Below are 19,768 nucleotides of genomic sequence, written 5' to 3' on the forward strand. Positions count from 1 at the left end.
AGCGGACAAGGGCTGCGGGGGGGTGTGGATGAGATTGTGGATAAGTGCTACATGTAGTGTCTGTAATTATGATAGACACTATATGTAGTTTTGGGTGAAAAGAAATTCGCGATTTATTGACCTGGAACAAAGAATTTCAAGCGACGTTGAAAGGGTGCACAGTGCGTTTGAGCGAGATAAAAATAATATATTGATTTTATTAGTAGTTTTTTATCACTGTGCCTTAAGGCAAATAACGAACAAAAAAGCATAATAAATGCAGGGAAATAACAATAAGCAGGGAAATAATCTCGTGGGCTGAAGCGGGGTAAAGGGGGCGAAGGTGCCGCCCCAGAGTGTATGGTCTGCGCTTAACGACGTACCGCGATGGCTTCGATTTCGATCTTCACATCTTTCGGCAGGCGTGCCACTTCCACACAGGAACGCGCCGGGAACGGTGCCTGATGCTGGGTAAAGAAGGCTTCGTAAGTGGCGTTAACGGTAGCGAAGTCTTGCAGGTCTTTAACGAATACCGTGGTTTTCACGATATCAGACACTTTCAGGCCCGCGGCTTCCACAATCGCTTGCACGTTTTCAAGAGACTGGCGCGTTTGCGCGACGATGTCCTCGGCGATCAGGCCACTTTTCGGGTTTACCGGGATCTGACCGGAAGTGATGATCATGCTGCCCAGATCGACACCTTGTACATAAGGGCCGATAGCGGCTGGGGCGTGTTCCGTGCTGATGCTACGTGACATGGCTTCTCCTGGATTTTCGACGTGGCTGTTTTCGAAAGGACAATTCCCGCCGGGCCTGCGCCGGGCGGGATACAACTTACCATTATTCAGAAAAGCGCGGCGCAGGCAATGGCATTGATGCTGCGGCGCGTATCGCCCGCTTAGCGGTCGGCCAGCACTGCCTGACGTTCAAACTCTTTCTCGCAGTATTTGCACTTGAGGTGCGCATCGCCATCGCGCTGTTTGACGCTGAATGAGGAGGTGACCGGCTCACTGCGGCTGATGCAGTTGCTGCTCGGGCAGGTCAGCACACCATTAATACGTTCCGGCAGGCTGGGAACCAGCTTGCGCACCACTGCGTAGTCATCAATCTGGTTAACGGTGGCCTGCGGCGCATAGATAGCCAACTGGTTTGCCTGCTGCTCTGTCAGGAAGATATTTTCTATCTTGATCAGATCCTTGCGCCCCAGATGATTAGAGGGCAGATTCAGCCCGATGGTGATGCGCTGGTCAGTGGCGGTCAGTTTGAACAGCGTCAGCAGCTTGAAGCCAACCTGCGCCGGGATATGGTCGATAACGGTGCCGCGTTTGATGGCTTCAACCTGTAATTTGTTATCCTGAGTCATGATGCTTTCCCCTCTCACAGAACCAGTTCGCGATTTAATACCAGCGCCAGCAGGGCCTGACGTGCAAAGATGCCATTGCCTGCCTGTTGGAAGTAATAGGCGTAAGGCGTGCTGTCGACATCCGTCGTTATCTCATCCACGCGCGGCAGTGGGTGCAGCACTTTCAGATTATTGCGAGCGTCATTCAGATCGGCGGCGCGCAACACAAACTGCGACTTGATATTGATGTATTCGGACGGGTCCAGGCGCTCTTTCTGCACGCGCGTCATGTACAGAATATCCAGCTCTGACACCACCTCTTCAATGCTGGTGTGCAGGCTGTAGGTGATGTTTTTCTCTTCCAGCATAGCCAGAATGTAATCCGGCATCGCCAGTGCGTCTGGCGCGATAAAGTAGAAGCGGTTGCCGTCAAATTTCGCCAGCGCCTGCGTCAGAGAGTGCACGGTACGGCCATATTTCAGGTCACCGACCATGGCGATATTGATGTTATTCAAGCGCCCTTGGGTTTCCTGAATGGTGGACAGGTCGAGCAAGGTTTGTGTCGGGTGCTGGTTGGCGCCGTCTCCTGCGTTGAGCACCGGAATGCCGCCGGAGAACTCAGTGGCAAGGCGTGCAGCCCCTTCCTGCGGATGGCGCATGACAATGGCATCAACATAATGACCAATCACTGAGATGGTATCCGCCAGCGTTTCGCCCTTCTTGCCGAGCGAGGTGTTATTGCTGTCGGCAAAACCGACTACGGAAGCGCCCAGACGGTGCATCGCGGTTTCAAAAGAAAGCAGGGTGCGCGTCGAGGCTTCAAAGAAACAGCTGGCGATCACTTTATGTTTTAACAACTCTGGCTGCGGTTTGGCTTTCAGGCTGGCAGCCACCTGTAACGCCAGTTCCAAATCTTCACGGGTAAGGTCGTTAATCGAGATGATGTGTTTTTGATAAAGCGGATTGACCATGTTTGCTTTTCTCCCAACGGTTATCCCTGAAGCATCTTCCTCTCGCTCGGCCTGTCGGCTGGCGAGGTTTGCCCGGTATGACAGGCAAAAAAAAGCCCCTTCAACGAGGGGCTTTTTTTAAACGATCGGTGATTGCCGGAAAAGAGGCGACGCGCTGACGAAAAAAGGGGTCAGCAGCGTGATAAATACAGCATGTGGTGATGCAAGCGCACATGGTTCCTCCTGGCAAATTGTGGTATATTATACGCGCGAGATTTGCTATTTCAAGCGCTAATTTATGCGCAATAGTCGCACTTTTAGGCGTTGGCAATCGGTTGCTTACGAAAAACCTTACGCGTTCGACTAAGGAAAATAAAGGGGACAGGTAGCACTTTTGCCACTGTAGACTAGCGGGAATGCATGTGGCGGAGTATAAAGTTCGCTAAAACGACGTTTTACTTTTCACGAGAGGACTTACTATGATCACCGGGAATATCCACCATCTTGAATTGGTTCCTTAATCTGCCTGCGAAACTGCGCGAAGCGATCGAGTACGTAAAAGCAAATATTACGGTCGATACCCCGCTGGGCAAGCATGATGTCGACGGCAACAACGTGTTTGTGCTGGTTTCCAATGACAGCACTGAAGCGTTTGAACAACGTCGTGCCGAATACCATGCCAAATATCTGGATATTCAGATTGTGCTCAACGGCGTAGAAGGTATGACCTTCAGCAACCTGCCTGCTGGCACGCCTGACACTGACTGGTTAGCGGACAAAGACATCGCATTTTTGTCTGCGGGCGAGCAGGAAAAAACCTTTGTGATGCAACCGGGTGATTTTGTCGTCTTCTTCCCGGGTGAAGTGCACAAGCCGCTATGTGCGGTAGGTGAACCTGCACGCGTATGCAAAGCCGTAGTGAAGATCGACGCTTCACTGGTGCTGTAATCTTGCAACCGCGCGCGGTGCCGATGACGTTCGGTGCCGCGCACGGTGCGCCATCGGGATATTTGATCCCCCTCCGTAAATTCATCCATAATCACCTGTATAGATATTAATATCGTCCTGTTCAGTGATGCGGCGGTTTATGCTCATCGTGTAACGCTGGGGAGCGCTGTTGTGCTGTCTCCTCGCTGATAGTTGATGATGGCCTCGCCGTGGCTGCGCGCGCCATTAAGGAAGGAGTAAAAATGGTTACAATACTGGATGTGGCGAAAAAGGCGGGTGTCTCTAAAGCGACGGTATCTCGCGTGCTTAACGGTAAAAACGTGGTACGTGAAGATATGCGGCAGCGCGTGTTTCGTGCCATTGAGGAAACCGGATTCAGCCCAAACCTGCTTGCTCGCCAGTTAGCAACTCGCAAAACCAACTCCATTGGTTTGGTGATCACCAATTCTCTGTATCAGGGACCGTTTTTTTCAGAAATGACTTATCAGGCGGCGTCATGCAGTGAAAAGCATCAGCGTCAGCTGATTCTGGCGGATGGTAAAAACAGTGCGCAGGATGAGCGCAATGCCATCGGCATGCTACTGGCATTGCGCTGCGAAGCCATTATTGTCTACCCCAAATTCTTATCGGCAGAGGCGCTGGAAACGCTGATCGAACAGTACGAGACGCCGATCATCGTGATTAACCGTAAGTTGCCCCATCACCAGAATCACGCCGTCTATATTGAGCATTACCACAGCAGCCAACTGATGACGCAATATCTGCTCGATCAGGGGCATACTCGCATCGCTTTTATTGCCGGGCTGCCCGGTTCCCCGTCTGGTGAACAGCGGCTTGCCGGGTTCCTTGATACGCTGAAAGCGGCAGGTATCGAGCATGATGAGGCGTTGCGTTTGGAAGGGGACTGGTGGACACCAGAGAGCGGTTATCGCGCCGCCAAAACGCTGCTGGCGCGCAATGTGGACGTCACCTGCGTGCTGGCGGCCAATGATGATATGGCGATTGGCGCGGCGAAGGTGTTTCTCGATGCCGGAAAGCGTGTACCGCAGGATATCTCGTTGGCCGGATTTGATGACATGCTGATTGGGCGCTACTTTTCCCCCGCCTTGACGACGGTGCATGTGCCGATTGCTGCCATAATTCAGGATGCGATTGGCCGCCTGGTGGCGGCGTCAGAAGGCGATGCCATGCCGACACCGCCCTGCCAACACCAAGGTCATTTGGTTATCCGTGACTCCGTCGCCAGGCGCTAAGCATGGCTCGGAGCGTGGTGGTTATTCCTGGCCGAGTGTGGCAACCATCACCGCTTTAATGGTGTGCATGCGGTTTTCTGCCTGATCGAACACAATGCTGTGTGCGGATTCAAACACTTCATCTGTGACTTCCATGCCGCCGTGCAAACCGTATTGCTCAGCTATCTGCTTGCCGATGGTGGTTTGATCGTCATGAAACGCGGGCAGGCAGTGCAAGAATTTAACCTGTGGGTTACCGGTGGCCGCGATCATCGCCATATTGACCTGATAGGGTTTTAGCAGCGAAATTCGCTCCTGCCACACCTCTTTGGCTTCTCCCATGGAAACCCACACATCGGTGTAGATGAAATCAGCACCGGCCACGCCCGCGGCGATATCTGCGGTCAGCGTGATTTTTCCGCCAGTCAATTCGGCGGCGGCGCGGCACTCGGCCACCAGGTTGGCGTCAGGCCAGCAGGCTTTGGGGGCGACCAGACGCAGATCCAATCCAGTCAGGGCAGCGGCTTCCAGCATGGTGTTGCCCATGTTGTTGCGCGCATCGCCCGCGTAGACCAGCGTCATGTCGCTGAAGGCGCGTTCAGGCAGATGTTCCTGCATGGTGAGCAAATCAGCCAACAGCTGCGTGGGGTGAAACTCGTTAGTCAGGCCGTTCCAAACCGGCACACCTGCATATTCCGCCAGCGTTTCCACCAGTGCCTGACCGTAACCACGGTATTGAATGCCATCATAAATTCTGCCCAGCACGCGGGCGGTATCCCTCATCGACTCTTTATGGCCGATCTGGCTGCCGCTCGGGCCGAGGTAAGTCACGTGTGCTTCCTGATCGTATGCAGCAACTTCGAAAGAGCAACGAGTACGTGTCGAATCTTTTTCGAAGATGAGTGCGATGTTTTTATTTTGCAGGTAGCGTTTTTCGGTGCCGTTCTTTTTGTCGGCTTTCAGTTGGGCAGATAAGGTTAACAGTGCGCCGATCTCAGCGGGGGAAAAATCCATTAATCTTAAGAAGTGACGCTGGTGAAACGAGTTCATTGTAGTTATCTCCATGTGGCTCAATGCTGTCGGTTGAATTAAAATTCACTTTATATGTGTAATTATTCAATTTCAAGGGGCGGCGTCAAACTTTATGGTGGAGAGGGCGTCGGGGGTGTGGGAGAATACGGCAATAACGTAGAGATTAACGGGGGATAGACTCATGGCAAACCGCGATTTACTGGAAGAGCAACGGGAAGAAACGCGCCTGATCATCGAAGAATTACTCGATGATGGCAGCGATCCGGACGCACTGTATACCATCGAACACCACTTTTCGGCGGAGAACTTCGACGCGTTGGAAAAAGTGGCAGTCGATGCCTTCAAAATGGGTTACGAAGTGACGGATGCAGAAGAGCTGGAGGTTGAAGAGGGCAAGCTGCTGATGTGCTGTGATGCCATTAGCGAAGTTGCGCTCAATGCTGAACTGATCGATGAGCAGGTAGAACAGTTAATCGGGCTGGCAGCACGTCACAACGTCAATTACGATGGTTGGGGCACCTACTTTGAAGATCCGGATGGTGAAGACGGCGAAGAAGGTGAAGACGACGATTTTTATGATGAGGACGATGACGGCAAACGTCATTAATTCCTCTCTGCTATTACGGGGGGTGCCGAAGGTCCTTCGGCACCCTGTTTCAGAGTTGCTTTAGCATGGTGACTTCACAGTCGCCGTGGCCGGTATTGCCCATGGCGTGCGGAATGTGTTCGAACCCCAGTTTCCGATACAGCGCAATCGCCTGCGTCAGTGTGCTGGTGGTTTCCAGATAGCAGCGGCGGAATCCTTTTTGGCGAGCGAAGTAGAGCGCTTGCAGTGCCAGTTGGCGCGCCAGCCCCTTGCCGCGTAATACCGGCAGAAAATACATCTTTTGCAGTTCACACACGTCAGCTTCTCCCTCCTGCAAGGGGGCGATACCGCCGCCGCCGACCACCTCTCCTTCATATTCAATGACCCAGTAGGCGCTGTTTGGGTGGTTATACAACTGAAACAGGTTATCCAGATTGGGGTCAGAGACCGTATATCCCTTATCTGCCGTCAGTCCAAATTCCGCAGAAACACGGCGGATCACTGCCGCAATGGCAGCATTATCCTGTGCGGTAATGGGGCGCATCCGCAGAGAAAGGGGAAGGGCGGTTGCCATGGTGCTTACTCTTGCTGATAGAGGCTGGTTACGTTTTCTTACGCTGTAATACCATTGAACAGGGTTTTTGTGCAATACCGGGTTAATGGGTGTCGGTCACGGGCAGCCTCACCGTGAGCAATGACGCTCACAATCCGTTGTGTTGGTTTTTTGTCCGTTAATTTTATGCTTGTCTAATGGATTAGGCACAGTTATTTTCTGGGTATAGCTGTTTTTTCCTTTCCTTAATCATAACATAATGATTGTTATCCGATTATGTAGGATGTGCCAGAATTTACCTTATGATAATATATTATTGTTATTTAATAGTTAGCCTGCGATCGATATTGGGATGTGACCTGGGACACATTATTATTGAAATCCATTTACCCTTATGGATGACGAGTAGTATGGCCCATCGCATAGTTGTCAGGCTGGATTAGCCTGTTGCTGTTAGTGTTCTCCTCTTTCTCTTTTGCACAACTCCCGCAACCCCAAGAAGGCGACTGGCGGCCTGCCGAGTTTCGTTTTCATACCGGTGAAACGCGTAGTGATCTCCGCCTGCACTATTACACGCTGGGCGATCGCAGTAAGCCTGCGGTGCTGCTGCACGGCACCAATCAGCCTGTCAGTGCGCTGTTGGCAGACGGATTTGGCGGCGAATTGTTTGGGCCGGGCCAACCGCTGGATGTGACGAAACACTTTATTATCATTCCCGAAAGCATTGGCTCGGGGAAATCCTCTAAGCCCTCCGATGGTTTGCGCACCCAATTCCCACAATATAATTACGATGATATGGTGCTGGCGCAATATCGACTGGTTATGGGCTACTCCATGGGCGGCATGCACACCTGGCTGTGGGGGCAAAAATATCCGGATATGATGGATGCGCTGGTGCTGATGGCGTCACAGCCCAATGCGTTGTCAGGCTGTAACTGGATGCTGCGCCGTATGCTGATCGAATCCATCAAACGCGATCCGGCCTGGAAAAACGGCGATTATCAAACCCAACCTCCGGCATTACAGACTGCCAATATCATGTTCAACATCGCCACAACGGGCGGCACCCTGGCTTACCAGAGTAAAGCGCCGACGCGTGAACTGGCGGATGCGCGTCTGGCTGCACCGGTGACCAGTGATGCCAATGACTTCATCTATATCTGGAACTCCTCTGCGGATTATAACGCCATGCCCGGTTTGGAACGCATCAAGGCCCCGATGCTGGTGATCAACTCCGCTGATGACGAACGCAATCCGGTGGAAATCGGCTCGTTGGAGCCGGCGTTGAAAAAGGTCAAACAGGCATCGCTGTTCTTGATTCCGGCGAGTGCGCAAACCAGCGGCCACGGGACCATGATGTCCGCCCGATTCTATCGCGATGCGCTGGGTGAATTCCTGGCGCAAACCCCTTCCCATAAATAACTGAGGTTTTTTTCTGCGCAGGCACGTCCGCTATGAAGCGCGGCGTGCCTGCCCGGCTTTCTCTTGATGACCAAACAATAGGGACAATGTATGTTTCGTAAGATAAAGATCCGCACTACGCTCAGCATCATGGTCTTATCGTTGACAGCGCTGTTGCTGTTTGTCGGTATGCTGGGGCTGTTTGCAGCCCAATCAGGGAATCACTCCTTCGCCAGGGTCGATAAAGAAGTGTTGCCCGGCCTGGTCGCGTTAAATGAAAGCTCGGAACTACTGCTGCGCGCGCGTCTCGATCTGCGTTTGTATGAATCGCTGATGAGCAACGGTTCGCAGGACGCGGCAACGGTGGCATTAAAGCGCGCCAAAGGGAAAATCGACGAATGGCAAGAGTATTTGACCTACCCGCAGGCAGAGCAGGAGAAGGCGATTTCCACCGAGATGGCCAGCAAGCGTGAAACGCTGATGACCACCTTTATCACGCCAGCACTTGCCGCGCTGGAAGCCGGAAATCTGGATGAATATCGCCAGCACGCGGGAAAATCTACCGTGCTCTATGCCGATTTTGATGCTGCTGCCAAGAAACTGGTGCAGTTCAAACGTCAGAATATCGATGATGCCTACACTGCCTCCAACGCCAGTATTAACCGCATGGAAATCATGCTGACGGTGGCGATTGCGCTGGCGTTGGTATTGGCGTTGCTCGCCTGGCTGGTGATGACGCATCTGGTCGTCAAGCCATTGAATCAGGCTATTGTATTGCACAAGGCGATCTGCGCGCTCGCTTTGAAATGCAGGGTAAAAATGAGATCGCGCAACTGTTTGGTGCCGCTCAGCGTATGCGTGACGGGCTGGAGAATATGGTGCGTGTGGTGTGTAACGGTACCGATGCGATCGGCGTTGGTGTCGGCGAAATTGCTTCCGGCAATATCGATCTCTCCAGCCGTACTGAGCAGCAGGCCGCATCGCTGGATGAAACGGCTTCAAGTATGGAGCAGATTCTCTCGACGGTAAGCAATAACGAAGATAACACGCGTAAAGCCAACGATCTGGCGCAGAAGGCTTCTGCCTCGGCGGCACGTGGCGGCGGCGTGGTATCCGAAGTGGTGGATACCATGCGCACCATCTAGCGCAGTTCCGCCAAGTGTCGGGGTAATCGACGGTATTGCATTCCAAACCAACCTGCTTGCGCTCAATGCGGCAGTGGAAGCCGCGCGCGCCGGAGAGCAGGGCAAAGGGTTTGCTGTGGTTGCCACCGAAGTGCGAACTCTGGCGCCGCGTAGCGCTACGGCAGCCCGAGAAATTGGTTCGATGATTGATAACTCGCTCACCAGCATTCAGCAAGGTGCAGGCTTGGTAGAAGTGGCAGGAAAAACCATGAGCGAAGTGCTGGATGATGTGAAGAAAGTGGCGGATATCATGGATGAAATCATGATGGCATCCGGTGAGCAAAGCCGGGGTATCTCGCAAATCAACATCGCCATTAATCAAATGGATGGCGTGACACAACAGAACGCCGGGCTGGTGGCCGAGGTGGTGACGGCAGCGGGTTCGTTGCAGGAGCAGGTCTGTCACTTGCAGCACGCTATCGCCAGTTTTCAACTCGATGATGAGCATGTTTCCGATAATGGGTTGTTCTCTGTGGCGTCACCCGTGGCACTGGTGGGCGCGTGTTAATCGGTAGATAAAAACAGGCTCCGTATCGGCGGAGCCTGAATAAATATTCTATATAATATTTATCCTGCTAACTAAAATAACCGCATCAGATGAGTGTTTTACGCCTCGGAATAATACCATCCCTCTTCCTCGCTTTTCTCATAATTGTCATGGCGCATTATCCATTTTTATGTTGATGTATTTTATCAGATGCAAAAAAATTTATTTTTTCTATTTTGCATGTTCAAATCAGGTGCTCCTATTATATCACCGCAATAAATTTGACTTATTTCCACTTATAGGATTATTCCACTTCTTTTAGGATGAGAGTGTTATGAGTGACAATATTTCTCAAGGGAACGGCAAACATGCCGTGGTTTTCCATGGAAAATCGGGAGAGTATTTTTTAATCTGGCTAGTTAATGCGTTATTAACCGTAATCACGCTAGGTATTTATTCTGCCTGGGCAACGGTGCGCACCCGTCGTTATTTTTATGGCAATACCGAGATTAATGGCGATCGTTTTGATTATCATGCAGAGCCCATCCAAATCCTTAAAGGGCGCATCATCGTGATTGGCGCGCTGGCGCTGTTCTATCTGTTACTGATGGTTGCGCCTCTGGTGGGGATGGCAGTATTGCTGGCTTTTGCCGCGCTGTTGCCGCTGTTGATTATTCGTAACTGGCGCTATAACGCCATTATGACCAGCTATCGCGGGGTGCGTTTTAACTATTTGGGCACTGTGAAAAGTGCCTATTGGGCATTTTTGGCCGTTCCGCTATTGATGGTGGCAGTGCTGGTACTGTTTATGACCTCGGTGGGTAATATCTCTTCTATTGCCAGAAACTTTACCCCGGTTGTGGTTACTTCTCTGCTTTATGTCCCCGCCTTGGTTGCGCTAGGTGGTGTGATGAAGTACATGATCGCTGACTTCTATGTGAATAATCTGCGGTTTGGCAATACGGCGTTTAACGCCGCAATCAGTAAGTCCGGTTTTATTAAAATTGCCTTTGTCAGCCTGCTGGTTTTTTTCCCCTTCCTGGTGTGGGCATTGGGGTATGCAGGGTCGGCTATCGCTTCACTTGTGCAACAGATCCAACCGAGTGGGGATGCGTTTGAGCGTGCACAATACCGCTCTCCGTATGACAGCATCTTCCAACTGGTCGTGGCCTATATATCGCTGATTATTGGCGGTCTGGTTGCCAAATGCTATATCGTGGTGGCGGAACGTAACTACATCTTTAGCAATACGGCACTCGGTGACAATGTGCAGATACACTCCACGGTAACGCTGCGATCTTATCTGATGCTGTTGTTCACCAACACGCTGATTACGCTATTTTCACTGGGGCTGGCCACACCGGTGGCACATGTTCGCTACGCGCGCTTTATGGCGAATGTCACGCAAGTGAGCGGCGATCTTTCTCTGTTGAACGTGCAGGCATACGATGATGCCGCGCGTTCGGCTGTTGCGGAAGAAGCGATCAGCGCACTTGATATCAACGTAGGCATCTAAGGCGACCTGATGATTATCGAGGGATACTATCAGTATCCGGGGCGTGCCGCGCAGGAAGCGGCACGTGTGACGCTTGGCGAGCTGGACGCCTCTTTGGTGCTGGAGCGCCATGAAACGGGTTCACAGGCGTTTATGCTGGCGCAAGTAGGGGTCTCTGAAGCGTTAGGTTCGATACCGTTGACGCTGACATTTCCTGATGGCGGGCGCTTTCGTCCCGCTGATGATGCGTTGTTTCGTGCCTGGGTAGTACAGCATAAGGCACCCGGTCTGGTGTATCGGTTAGAGAAATATAAACGGGGCGCGCTGTTTGCCCTGCTGGCGACGGTGTTGGTGGCACTGAGTTATGTGTATGTGGTGCTGTCCTGGCTGAGTGCGACAATCGCGTTGCATATCCCAACCGCAGTGGAGCAGCGGCTGGGGGAGCAGACGCTTGCCTTGCTGGAGCGAACCGAGTTAGCACCTTCAACACTTCCTGAAGCACGCCAGCAGGCGTTGCAGCGTCTGTTTGAGCAGGCTCAACCGCCGGAAATGCGTCAGGCGCGTACACCGCTACGCCTGCGCCTGATGAGTGCGCCGAGCATCGGTCCGAATGCGTTTATGTTGGCGGATGGGACGCTCATCGTCTTGATGCCATCAAGGCACGAGAAAAGTAGTTTGTTTCACAAAAAAAAGCCCGGACTCAGCCGTCCGGGCTTTTTATTCGCGTAACGTGGCTATTGATTACAGCGCGGCAATGGTTGCCTGCTGCTCCAACAGTTTGGCTTTCGCTACTGCATAGCCGTCACGTTTTTCACGCTCTTTGGCGATAACCACCTCCGGTGCGCGTGCAACAAAGCCTTCATTGGAGAGCTTGCTGTCGATACGACTGATTTCCGCTTCAACCTTGGCAACCTCTTTCGCCAAACGTTCCAGCTCTGCGTCTTTGTCCACCAGATCCAGCATCGGGATCAGCAGTTCCGCGCCTTCCAGCAGGGAGGTGACTGCAACCGGACCTTTGTCATCGGCAGGCAGCAGTTGAACGCTTGCCAGACGCGCCAGCGTTTGGATAAAGCTGCGGTTTGCTTCCACACGACGTTGCGTTTCCGGCGTTGCATCACGCAACAGCACATCGAGCGGTTTGCCCGGGGCGATGTTCATCTCAGCGCGGATATTACGCACGGCGGTAATCGCCTGCTTGATCCATTCCAGATCGGCCAGCGCCTGCGCATCTTCTGCGGCCGCATCGTAGATCGGGAACGGTTGCAGCATGATGGTATCGCCGGTAACGCCTTTCAGCACTTTGACCTGCTGCCAGATGGTTTCGGTAATAAACGGAATGATCGGGTGCGCCAGACGCAGCAGTGCTTCCAATACCGTGACCAGCGTGTGGCGCGTACCGCGCAGCTCAGCGTCGCTTCCGCCGTTCATCACCGGTTTGGCTAGCTCCAGATACCAGTCGCAGAACTGGTTCCAGGTGAACTCGTACAGGATACCGGCGACAATATCGAAGCGGTAGCCGTCTAGCGCTTCGCGGAAGGCTTTCACCGTGCGGTTGAATTTGGCCAGAATCCAGCGATCGGCCAGTGACAGCACTTTCTCGCCACCGTTAAAACCGCAATCTTGCCCTTCGGTGTTCATCAGAACAAAACGGCTGGCGTTCCACAGCTTGTTACAGAAGTTGCGGTAACCTTCCAGACGCTTCATGTCCCAGTTGATATCACGGCCGGTAGAGGCGAGTGCCGCCAGGGTGAAGCGCAGGGCATCGGTGCCGTGCGGTTCGATACCGTTCGGGAACTGTTTCTCGGTGCGTTTGCGGATTTTCTCCGCCAACTGCGGCTGCATCATGTTGCCGGTGCGTTTTTCCAGCAGATCCTTGAGCGAGATGCCGTCTACCATGTCCAGTGGGTCGATCACGTTCCCTTTGGACTTGGACATCTTCCGCCCTTCTTCATCGTGGATAAGCCCGGTCATGTAGACGGTGTGGAACGGCACCTGCGGCTTGCCTTCGTCATCTTTAACGAAGTGCATGGTCAGAATGATCATGCGCGCAATCCAGAAGAAGATGATATCGAAGCCGCTCACCATCACGCTGCTCGGATGGAACGCTTTCAGTTCCGGTGTCTGTTCCGGCCAGCCGAGGGTGGAGAAGGTCCACAGTCCGGAGGAGAACCAGGTGTCCAGTACGTCTTCGTCCTGGCGCAGTTCAACCGTGTCGGCAAGCTGATATTCGCGGCGCACTTCTGCTTCATCACGGCCTACGTAAACCTTGCCGCTGTTGTCGTACCACGCCGGAATACGGTGGCCCCACCACAGCTGGCGGGAGATACACCAGTCCTGAATGTCACGCATCCAGCTAAAATACATGTTCTCGTACTGCTTCGGCACAAACTGGATACGGCCATCTTTCACCGCCTCCACCGCCGGTTTCGCCAGTACGCCAGCGCGAACGTACCACTGGTCGGTCAGCATCGGTTCAATCACCACGCCGCCGCGATCGCCGTAGGGCACAGTCAGATCGTGCGGTTTGATCTCATCGAGCAGGCCCAGCTCATCGAGCTTGGCAACCACCGCTTTACGGGCAGCAAAACGCTCAACGCCGCGCAGGAAATCCGGAATGTCGTTGCTGTATACCGTGCTTGCTTCGCCGTTGGTATCGAACACTTCGGCTTCCTGACGGATGTCGCCATCGAACGTCAGGATATTGATCATCGGCAACTGATGACGTTTACCGACTTCGTAGTCGTTAAAATCGTGTGCCGGGGTGATCTTCACGCAGCCGGTGCCTTTTTCCATATCGGCGTGTTCATCGGCGACGATCGGAATACGACGATTCACCAGCGGCAGGATCAGGAACTTGCCGATCAGATCTTTGTAGCGCGGATCTTCCGGGTTTACCGCAACACCGGTATCCCCCAACACCGTTTCCGGACGCGTGGTAGCGACCACCAGATAGTCTTTGCCATCAGCGGTTTTTGCACCGTCTGCCAGCGGATAGCGCAGGTGCCACATCGAGCCTTTGCTCTCGCGGTTTTCCACTTCCAGATCGGAGATGGCGGTGCGCAGTTTCGGATCCCAGTTCACCAGGCGTTTGCCACGGTAGATCAGATCTTCTTTATACAGGCGAACGAACACCTCTTTCACCGCGTTGGACAGGCCTTCATCCATGGTGAAGCGCTCACGCTCCCAGTCCACAGAGTTGCCCAGACGACGCATTTGGCGGGTGATGGTGCCGCCAGATTCTGCTTTCCACCGCCAGATTTTCTCGATAAAGGCATCGCGGCCATAATCGTGGCGCGTTTTACCCTCTTCGGCGGCGATTTTACGCTCAACCACCATCTGGGTGGCGATACCCGCGTGATCAGTACCCGCCTGCCACAGCGTGTTTTTCCCTTGCATACGCTGATAGCGAATCAGGGTATCCATAATGGTTTGCTGGAACGCATGGCCCATATGCAAGCTGCCGGTGACGTTCGGCGGCGGGATCATGATGCTGAAGCTTTCCTGGCTCGTGTCACCGTTTGGCTTGAAGTAGCCTTGCTGTTCCCAGCGCTCATAGAGCGGCTGTTCGATATCTTTCGGGTTATATTTGGTATCCATTATGTCTACTATTCAGTGCGTTGGCGGCGTCGCCGTAGTCAATTGAAAGCCGCCGCTGCGATACGCTTTGTAGCGATCGCGCGCCAACGGTTTCAGGGATTCTTCATGAGGGACAAAGTCTATCACTTCATGGAAAGCGGTGGCAAAATCTGCGAACTGCGGCAGGAGGCTTATCAGCAGATCGCGCGAGGTGCTGCCCCGGTGCTGCGGCCAGGCCAGCTCGACGGGCGCGCCCTGTCGCGGGCCTTCACCGGCGAGGTTATGCGGCACAAAGGCGCTGGCATCGCGCTGCCACAGCGCGTCGTCCAGTCGCAACGCTTGCTGCTCGTCTTCACAGGCGATAAGCACACGCTGCCCGCTGCGCCAACGTTCCGCCGCCAGCTCGCAGGCCAGCGCCTCACAAGCGCTGAGCCCGCCGACGTCGTCACTGTGTTCGAGAAGGTAGAACGTTGCGTTTTTCATTGTTTACACTATTGATCAGGGCCGAAAAGCCTGACGATAAGGGCCGGGATAACCCCGGCCCACGGTGATGACGGTCAATGCCAACGGCCATAAGTTCGTTAGCCGGTATGGCTTATTCTACGTCATTTAACCCGGCGTGATTAAGCAGGAACTGCGACAACATTGCCACCGGGCGGCCTGTTGCCCCTTTGGCTTTACCAGAACGCCAGGCAGTGCCAGCGATATCCAGGTGCGCCCAGTTGTATTTGCGGGTAAAGCGCGACAAGAAGCAAGCGGCGGTAATGGCACCGCCCGGACGCCCGCCGATGTTTGCCATATCGGCGAAGTTCGACTCCAACTGCTCCTGAAACTCATCGCCCAACGGCAAGCACCAGGCGCGGTCGCCCGCTTGCTCCGATGCCCCGAGCAGCTCGTGTGCCAGCGGGTTATGGTTCGACATCAACCCGGTAAGGTGATGGCCGAGTGCTATCACGCAGGCACCGGTTAGGGTCGCGATATCAATCACCAGTTCCGGCTCATAGCGTTCCACATAGGTCAGCGCATCACACAGCACCAAACGGCCTTCGGCATCGGTATTCAGCACTTCAACCGTTTGACCAGACATGGTGGTCAACACATCGCCCGGGCGATAGGCGCGGCCATCAACCATGTTTTCACAGCCTGCAAGCACCCCGACAATATTGAGCGGCAGCGCCAGCTCGGCGGCCATGCGCATCACACCGTATACCGTGGCGGCACCGCACATGTCGTACTTCATTTCATCCATGCTGTCGGCGGGCTTGATAGAGATACCGCCGGAGTCAAAGGTCAGGCCTTTGCCGACCAGCACGATAGGGCGATTTTCCGGGTTAGGGTCGCCTTTGTATTCAATCACCGACATCAGCGATTCATTTTGCGAACCCTGCCCGACGGCCAGATAGGCGTTCATGCCCAGCTCTTTCATCTGCTGCTCGCCAATCACACGCGTCACGATGTTCGGGCTGTAGGTATCCGCCAGTTGGCGTGCCTGCGAGGCCAGATAGCCAGCGTTACAAATATTAGGCGGCATGTTGCCGAGATCTTTCGCTGCCTTGATGCCCGCCGCAATGGCAAGCCCGTGCTGGATGGCGCGCTCGCCGCTGGTGAGTTCACGGCGCGTTGGCACATTGAACACCAGCTTACGCAGCGGACGACGCAGTTCGACCTTATTGCTTTTCAACTGATCGAAGGTGTAGAGCGTCTCTTTTGCCGTCTCTACCGCCTGACGTACTTTCCAGTAGGTATTGCGCCCTTTGACATGCAGCTCGGTCAAGAAGCAAACGGCTTCCATTGAACCGGTATCATTCAGCGCATTGATGGTTTTCTGGATGATTTGCTTGTATTGACGTTCATCCAGTTCACGCTCTTTCCCGCAGCCAATCAGCAGAATACGTTCTGACAGAATGTTCGGCACGTAGTGCAAGAGCAGGGATTGCCCCACTTTGCCTTCCAACTCGCCGCGGCGCAGGAGTGCGCTGATATAACCGTCACTGATTTTGTCCAATTGTTCGGCAATAGGGGACAGACGGCGAGGTTCAAACACGCCGACGACAATGCAGGCACTGCGTTGTTTTTCCGGGCTACCGCTTTTTACACTGAACTCCATGTACTCTCCTGAATCTTAAAGACAAAGACGGGGCCAACGGCTAGAATGTGACACTCCGTAATACTTTCCCGCCGTTACACTTACCTAACCTGTGTTAATCTTAACGGCGCGGCGAATCTGTTTTGGTGATGATAAGCAGGTTCTGATACAACGCCGGGCGCGCGGTATGCTGTAATGCATCGTAGCGACAAAGGTTGCCACAAATGCGTATAAATGGCGAGTTAGCGATGAAATTATCGACTTTCCTGCAAAAAGACAAGTTTTCACAGGTTTAATTAAGCGTGATCATCGTTCGATATCTGGTACGGGAAACCTTTAAGAGCCAACTGGCCATCCTGTTTATTCTGTTACTGATCTTCTTTTGTCAGAAGCTGGTGCGGATATTGGGTGCGGCCGTTGATGGTGAAATCCCGACGAACTTAGTGCTCTCTCTGCTGGGACTGGGCGTGCCTGAAATGGCGCAGCTCATTCTGCCCTTGAGCCTGTTTTTAGGGCTGCTGATGACGTTCAGCCGCATGTACACCGAGAGCGAGATCACCGTGATGTATGCCTGCGGACTGGGCAAGACTGTGTTGCTCAAGGCAGCGTTTATTCTGGCGGTGGTGACCGGTGCGATAGCGATGATCAATGCACTGTGGGTCAGTCCATGGTCTTCTCGTCATCAGGACATTGTGATGGCAGAGGCCAAGGCCAACCCCAGCGTAGCGGCACTGGTGGAAGGGCAGTTTCAATCTGCGCAGGGCGGCAATGCCGTGCTGTTTGTCGGCGATGTCAAAGGGCAGGAATTTGAGCATGTATTTCTGGCACAGCTGCGCCCGAGCGGCAACGCGCGCCCTTCGGTGGTGATTGCCGACCGTGGGCGTGTGGACGTTGATCAAAACGGTGCGCAGGTGGTGACGCTCAATAAAGGTTCCCGTTACGAAGGCACGGCAATGTTGAGGGATTTCCGCATCACTGATTTCACCAACTATCAGGCGGTTATCGGGCACCAGAACGTGTCGCTACAGAATACTGGCGTAGAACAGATGACGATGAGCCAACTGTGGCAGTCGGATGAAAACACCGCGCGGGCCGAGTTTCATTGGCGTATTACGCTGGTGCTTTCGGTGCTGATCATGGCGATTATTGTGGTGCCGCTCAGTGCGGTAAACCCACGTCAAGGGCGTGTGCTGAGCATGCCGCCTGCTATGCTGCTTTATCTGATTTTCTTCCTGTTGCAAAGCTCGCTGCGCTCTAATGCCAGCAAGGGAAAAATCTATCCGGAGGTGTGGATCTGGCTGACGAATCTGGCCTATATCGGGATTGCGCTGCTGCTCAATGTCTGGGACAGCGTGCCTCTGCGCCGGTTGCGCGCGCGGGTGAAAGTACAAGGAGCAGCCTGATGTTTGGCGTACTGGATCGCTATATCGGCAAAACTATCTTTAACACCATCATGATGACGTTGTTCATGCTGGTTTCGCTGTCGGGCATCATCAAGTTTGTCGATCAGTTGCGTAAAGTTGGGCGCGGCGACTATACCGCGCTGGGCGCGGGCCTCTATACCCTGCTGAGCGTGCCAAAGGATATTGAAATCTTTTTCCCGATGGCGGCGCTGCTCGGCGCGCTGCTGGGGCTAGGAACGCTAGCGACGCGCAGTGAACTGATGGTGATGCAGGCTTCAGGCTTTACCCGCTTACAGATTGCCGGTGCGGTGATGAAAACCGCCATCCCGCTGGTGCTGCTCACCATGGCGATTGGCGAATGGATCTCACCTGCCGGTGAACAGATGGCGCGCAACTACCGTTCGCAGATGATGTACGGCGGCTCGATGCTCTCGACCCAGAACGGGCTGTGGGCCAAAGACGGCAACGACTTTATCTATATTGAGCGCGTGGTGGGTGATAAAGAGCTGGCGGGCGTGAATATCTATCAGTTCGACCCGGAGCAGAAACTGCTCTCCGTGCGCTACGCGGCATCAGCGGAATTTGATGATGACGCCAAGCTGTGGCGACTCTCTCAGGTTGATGAATCAGACCTGCGCGATGGCAAACAGATTTCGGGCAGCCAGACCATCAGCGGAGAGTGGAAAACAACCCTGACGCCTGACAAACTGGGCGTGGTGGCGCTAGACCCGGATTCGCTCTCGATTCGCGGCCTGTACGACTACATCAACTACCTGAAGCAGAGCGGGCAGGAAGCGGGCCGTTACAAGTTGAACATGTGGAACAAGACGTTCGCCCCGCTTTCGGTGGCGGTGATGATGCTGATGGCGCTCTCCTTTATCTTTGGGCCATTACGCAATGTGCCTGCGGGCGTGCGTATCGTTACCGGCATCAGCTTTGGCTTCCTGTTTTACATGTTGGACAAGGTATTTGGCCAACTTAGCCTGGTGTATGGCCTGCCGCCCGTGCTGGGGGCGCTGGTGCCGAGCCTGCTGTTTATGGTTATCAGCCTGCTGCTGCTGTTAAAACGGCGTTGAGTGTATCCGGCACGCAACCTCGTGCCGGGAAAATGCGCAAAAAAGTGTGCTAACGCTGTTTTTTTCAGCATTCAACGCGCCAGAGTGCGGATTAGTGTTGTGTCATCAATCTCAAACGGTATAATGCACCTCGTTTTCCGCATACTACTTCAGTGCCGAAGTGGCGAAATCGGTAGACGCAGTTGATTCAAAATCAACCGTTGAAAGACGTGCCGGTTCGAGTCCGGCCTTCGGCACCATTAGTATGAAAATCAAGTCACCTTCGGGTGGCTTTTTTTATGTCTGAAATCCAGTCGTTATCTTTCTTCCTTGCTATATTCGCGCTCTTAAGACCAACCGACTTCAACGTACGTCTACCAACAGTTGTTGGTACAAATGATGGTGATCTATTCCTACCCCAACTTGCCTACCCATCCATGTAAAACGCTATAGTTCCAC

The 19,768-nt window shown here is 53.6% G+C and carries 15 protein-coding genes, 1 tRNA gene and 2 pseudogenes; 10 read left to right on the forward strand and 8 right to left on the reverse strand.

Translation table 11 applies throughout. From position 1 onward, the window contains the following. Positions 1–350: 350 nt before the first annotated feature. The 3 genes from ridA to pyrB all read right to left on the reverse strand — a co-directional run bounded on the left by ridA (position 351) and on the right by pyrB (position 2,292). Entirely contained in the window at positions 351–737 is a 387-nt protein-coding gene (ridA, locus tag ACMZI0_RS15965) for a 2-iminobutanoate/2-iminopropanoate deaminase (RefSeq protein ID WP_195314357.1), read from the reverse strand. A 140-nt stretch (positions 738–877) separates the two neighbouring features. After that, positions 878–1,342, reverse strand: a complete 465-nt coding sequence (gene pyrI, locus ACMZI0_RS15970; protein ID WP_415673701.1) for an aspartate carbamoyltransferase regulatory subunit — start codon at positions 1,340–1,342, stop codon at positions 878–880. A gap of 14 nt (positions 1,343–1,356) precedes the next feature. Next, positions 1,357–2,292, reverse strand: coding sequence for an aspartate carbamoyltransferase (gene pyrB, locus ACMZI0_RS15975; RefSeq protein WP_415673702.1), 936 nt, complete (start codon positions 2,290–2,292; stop codon positions 1,357–1,359). A 458-nt stretch (positions 2,293–2,750) separates the two neighbouring features. Between pyrB and ACMZI0_RS15980 the strand changes: the two are divergent. Together ACMZI0_RS15980 and ACMZI0_RS15985 are read left to right on the forward strand one after the other, a co-directional pair. Beyond that, positions 2,751–3,219: pseudogene (locus ACMZI0_RS15980) on the forward strand (YhcH/YjgK/YiaL family protein). Between the two features lie 242 nt (positions 3,220–3,461). Next, positions 3,462–4,472, forward strand: coding sequence for a LacI family DNA-binding transcriptional regulator (locus tag ACMZI0_RS15985; RefSeq protein ID WP_415673703.1), 1,011 nt, complete (start codon positions 3,462–3,464; stop codon positions 4,470–4,472). A 21-nt stretch (positions 4,473–4,493) separates the two neighbouring features. Here ACMZI0_RS15985 and argF read toward each other — a convergent pair whose 3' ends face one another. Next, positions 4,494–5,501: an ornithine carbamoyltransferase gene (argF, locus tag ACMZI0_RS15990; RefSeq protein ID WP_415673704.1), complete on the reverse strand. Its 1,008-nt coding sequence runs from the start codon at positions 5,499–5,501 to the stop codon at positions 4,494–4,496. 163 nt (positions 5,502–5,664) lie between these two features. Here argF and rraB point away from each other — a divergent pair, with 163 nt between their 5' ends. Further along, the gene (rraB, locus tag ACMZI0_RS15995) at positions 5,665–6,090 is read left to right on the forward strand and encodes a ribonuclease E inhibitor RraB (RefSeq protein ID WP_415673705.1); all 426 of its coding nucleotides are present in this window, start codon (positions 5,665–5,667) and stop codon (positions 6,088–6,090) included. Positions 6,091–6,139: 49 nt separating this feature from the next. Here rraB and ACMZI0_RS16000 read toward each other — a convergent pair whose 3' ends face one another. Further along, positions 6,140–6,643, reverse strand: a complete 504-nt coding sequence (locus ACMZI0_RS16000) for a GNAT family N-acetyltransferase (protein ID WP_415673706.1) — start codon at positions 6,641–6,643, stop codon at positions 6,140–6,142. 405 nt (positions 6,644–7,048) lie between these two features. Between ACMZI0_RS16000 and ACMZI0_RS16005 the strand changes: the two genes are divergently transcribed. From ACMZI0_RS16005 to ACMZI0_RS16020, 4 genes and pseudogenes are all read left to right on the forward strand, one after another. Continuing rightward, entirely contained in the window at positions 7,049–8,044 is a 996-nt protein-coding gene (locus tag ACMZI0_RS16005) for an alpha/beta fold hydrolase (protein WP_415673707.1), read from the forward strand. A gap of 90 nt (positions 8,045–8,134) precedes the next feature. After that, positions 8,135–9,715: pseudogene (locus ACMZI0_RS16010) on the forward strand (methyl-accepting chemotaxis protein). A gap of 313 nt (positions 9,716–10,028) precedes the next feature. Continuing rightward, the gene (locus tag ACMZI0_RS16015) at positions 10,029–11,210 is read left to right on the forward strand and encodes a YjgN family protein (RefSeq protein ID WP_415673708.1); all 1,182 of its coding nucleotides are present in this window, start codon (positions 10,029–10,031) and stop codon (positions 11,208–11,210) included. Positions 11,211–11,219: 9 nt separating this feature from the next. After that, positions 11,220–11,918 (forward strand): hypothetical protein, encoded by a 699-nt coding sequence (locus ACMZI0_RS16020; RefSeq protein WP_415673709.1) that lies wholly within the window; start codon positions 11,220–11,222, stop codon positions 11,916–11,918. 12 nt (positions 11,919–11,930) lie between these two features. On the opposite strand, the gene ACMZI0_RS16025 is transcribed toward ACMZI0_RS16020, so the two are convergent. From ACMZI0_RS16025 to pepA, 3 genes are all read right to left on the reverse strand, one after another. Continuing rightward, on the reverse strand, positions 11,931–14,786 hold the full coding sequence (locus tag ACMZI0_RS16025) for a valine--tRNA ligase (RefSeq protein ID WP_415673710.1): 2,856 nt from the start codon (positions 14,784–14,786) through the stop codon (positions 11,931–11,933). Between the two features lie 12 nt (positions 14,787–14,798). Next, positions 14,799–15,248, reverse strand: coding sequence for a DNA polymerase III subunit chi (locus tag ACMZI0_RS16030; protein WP_415673711.1), 450 nt, complete (start codon positions 15,246–15,248; stop codon positions 14,799–14,801). A 112-nt stretch (positions 15,249–15,360) separates the two neighbouring features. Further along, on the reverse strand, positions 15,361–16,872 hold the full coding sequence (pepA, locus tag ACMZI0_RS16035) for a leucyl aminopeptidase (protein ID WP_415673712.1): 1,512 nt from the start codon (positions 16,870–16,872) through the stop codon (positions 15,361–15,363). Between the two features lie 281 nt (positions 16,873–17,153). Between pepA and lptF the strand changes: the two genes are divergently transcribed. From lptF to ACMZI0_RS16050, 3 genes are all read left to right on the forward strand, one after another. Beyond that, positions 17,154–18,254: an LPS export ABC transporter permease LptF gene (gene lptF / locus ACMZI0_RS16040; protein WP_415673713.1), complete on the forward strand. Its 1,101-nt coding sequence runs from the start codon at positions 17,154–17,156 to the stop codon at positions 18,252–18,254. Then, positions 18,254–19,330 carry an LPS export ABC transporter permease LptG gene (lptG, locus tag ACMZI0_RS16045; protein WP_415673714.1) on the forward strand — a complete coding sequence of 359 codons (1,077 nt, stop codon included), beginning with the start codon at positions 18,254–18,256 and terminating at the stop codon, positions 19,328–19,330. The genes lptF and lptG overlap by 1 nt, the downstream gene beginning before the upstream one ends. Before the next feature lie 154 nt (positions 19,331–19,484). Then, positions 19,485–19,569 (forward strand) — tRNA-Leu (locus ACMZI0_RS16050). The last annotated feature ends 199 nt before the right edge of the window (positions 19,570–19,768 follow it).

The organism is Symbiopectobacterium sp. (assembly GCF_047692315.1).
GTDB lineage: Bacteria > Pseudomonadota > Gammaproteobacteria > Enterobacterales > Enterobacteriaceae > Symbiopectobacterium.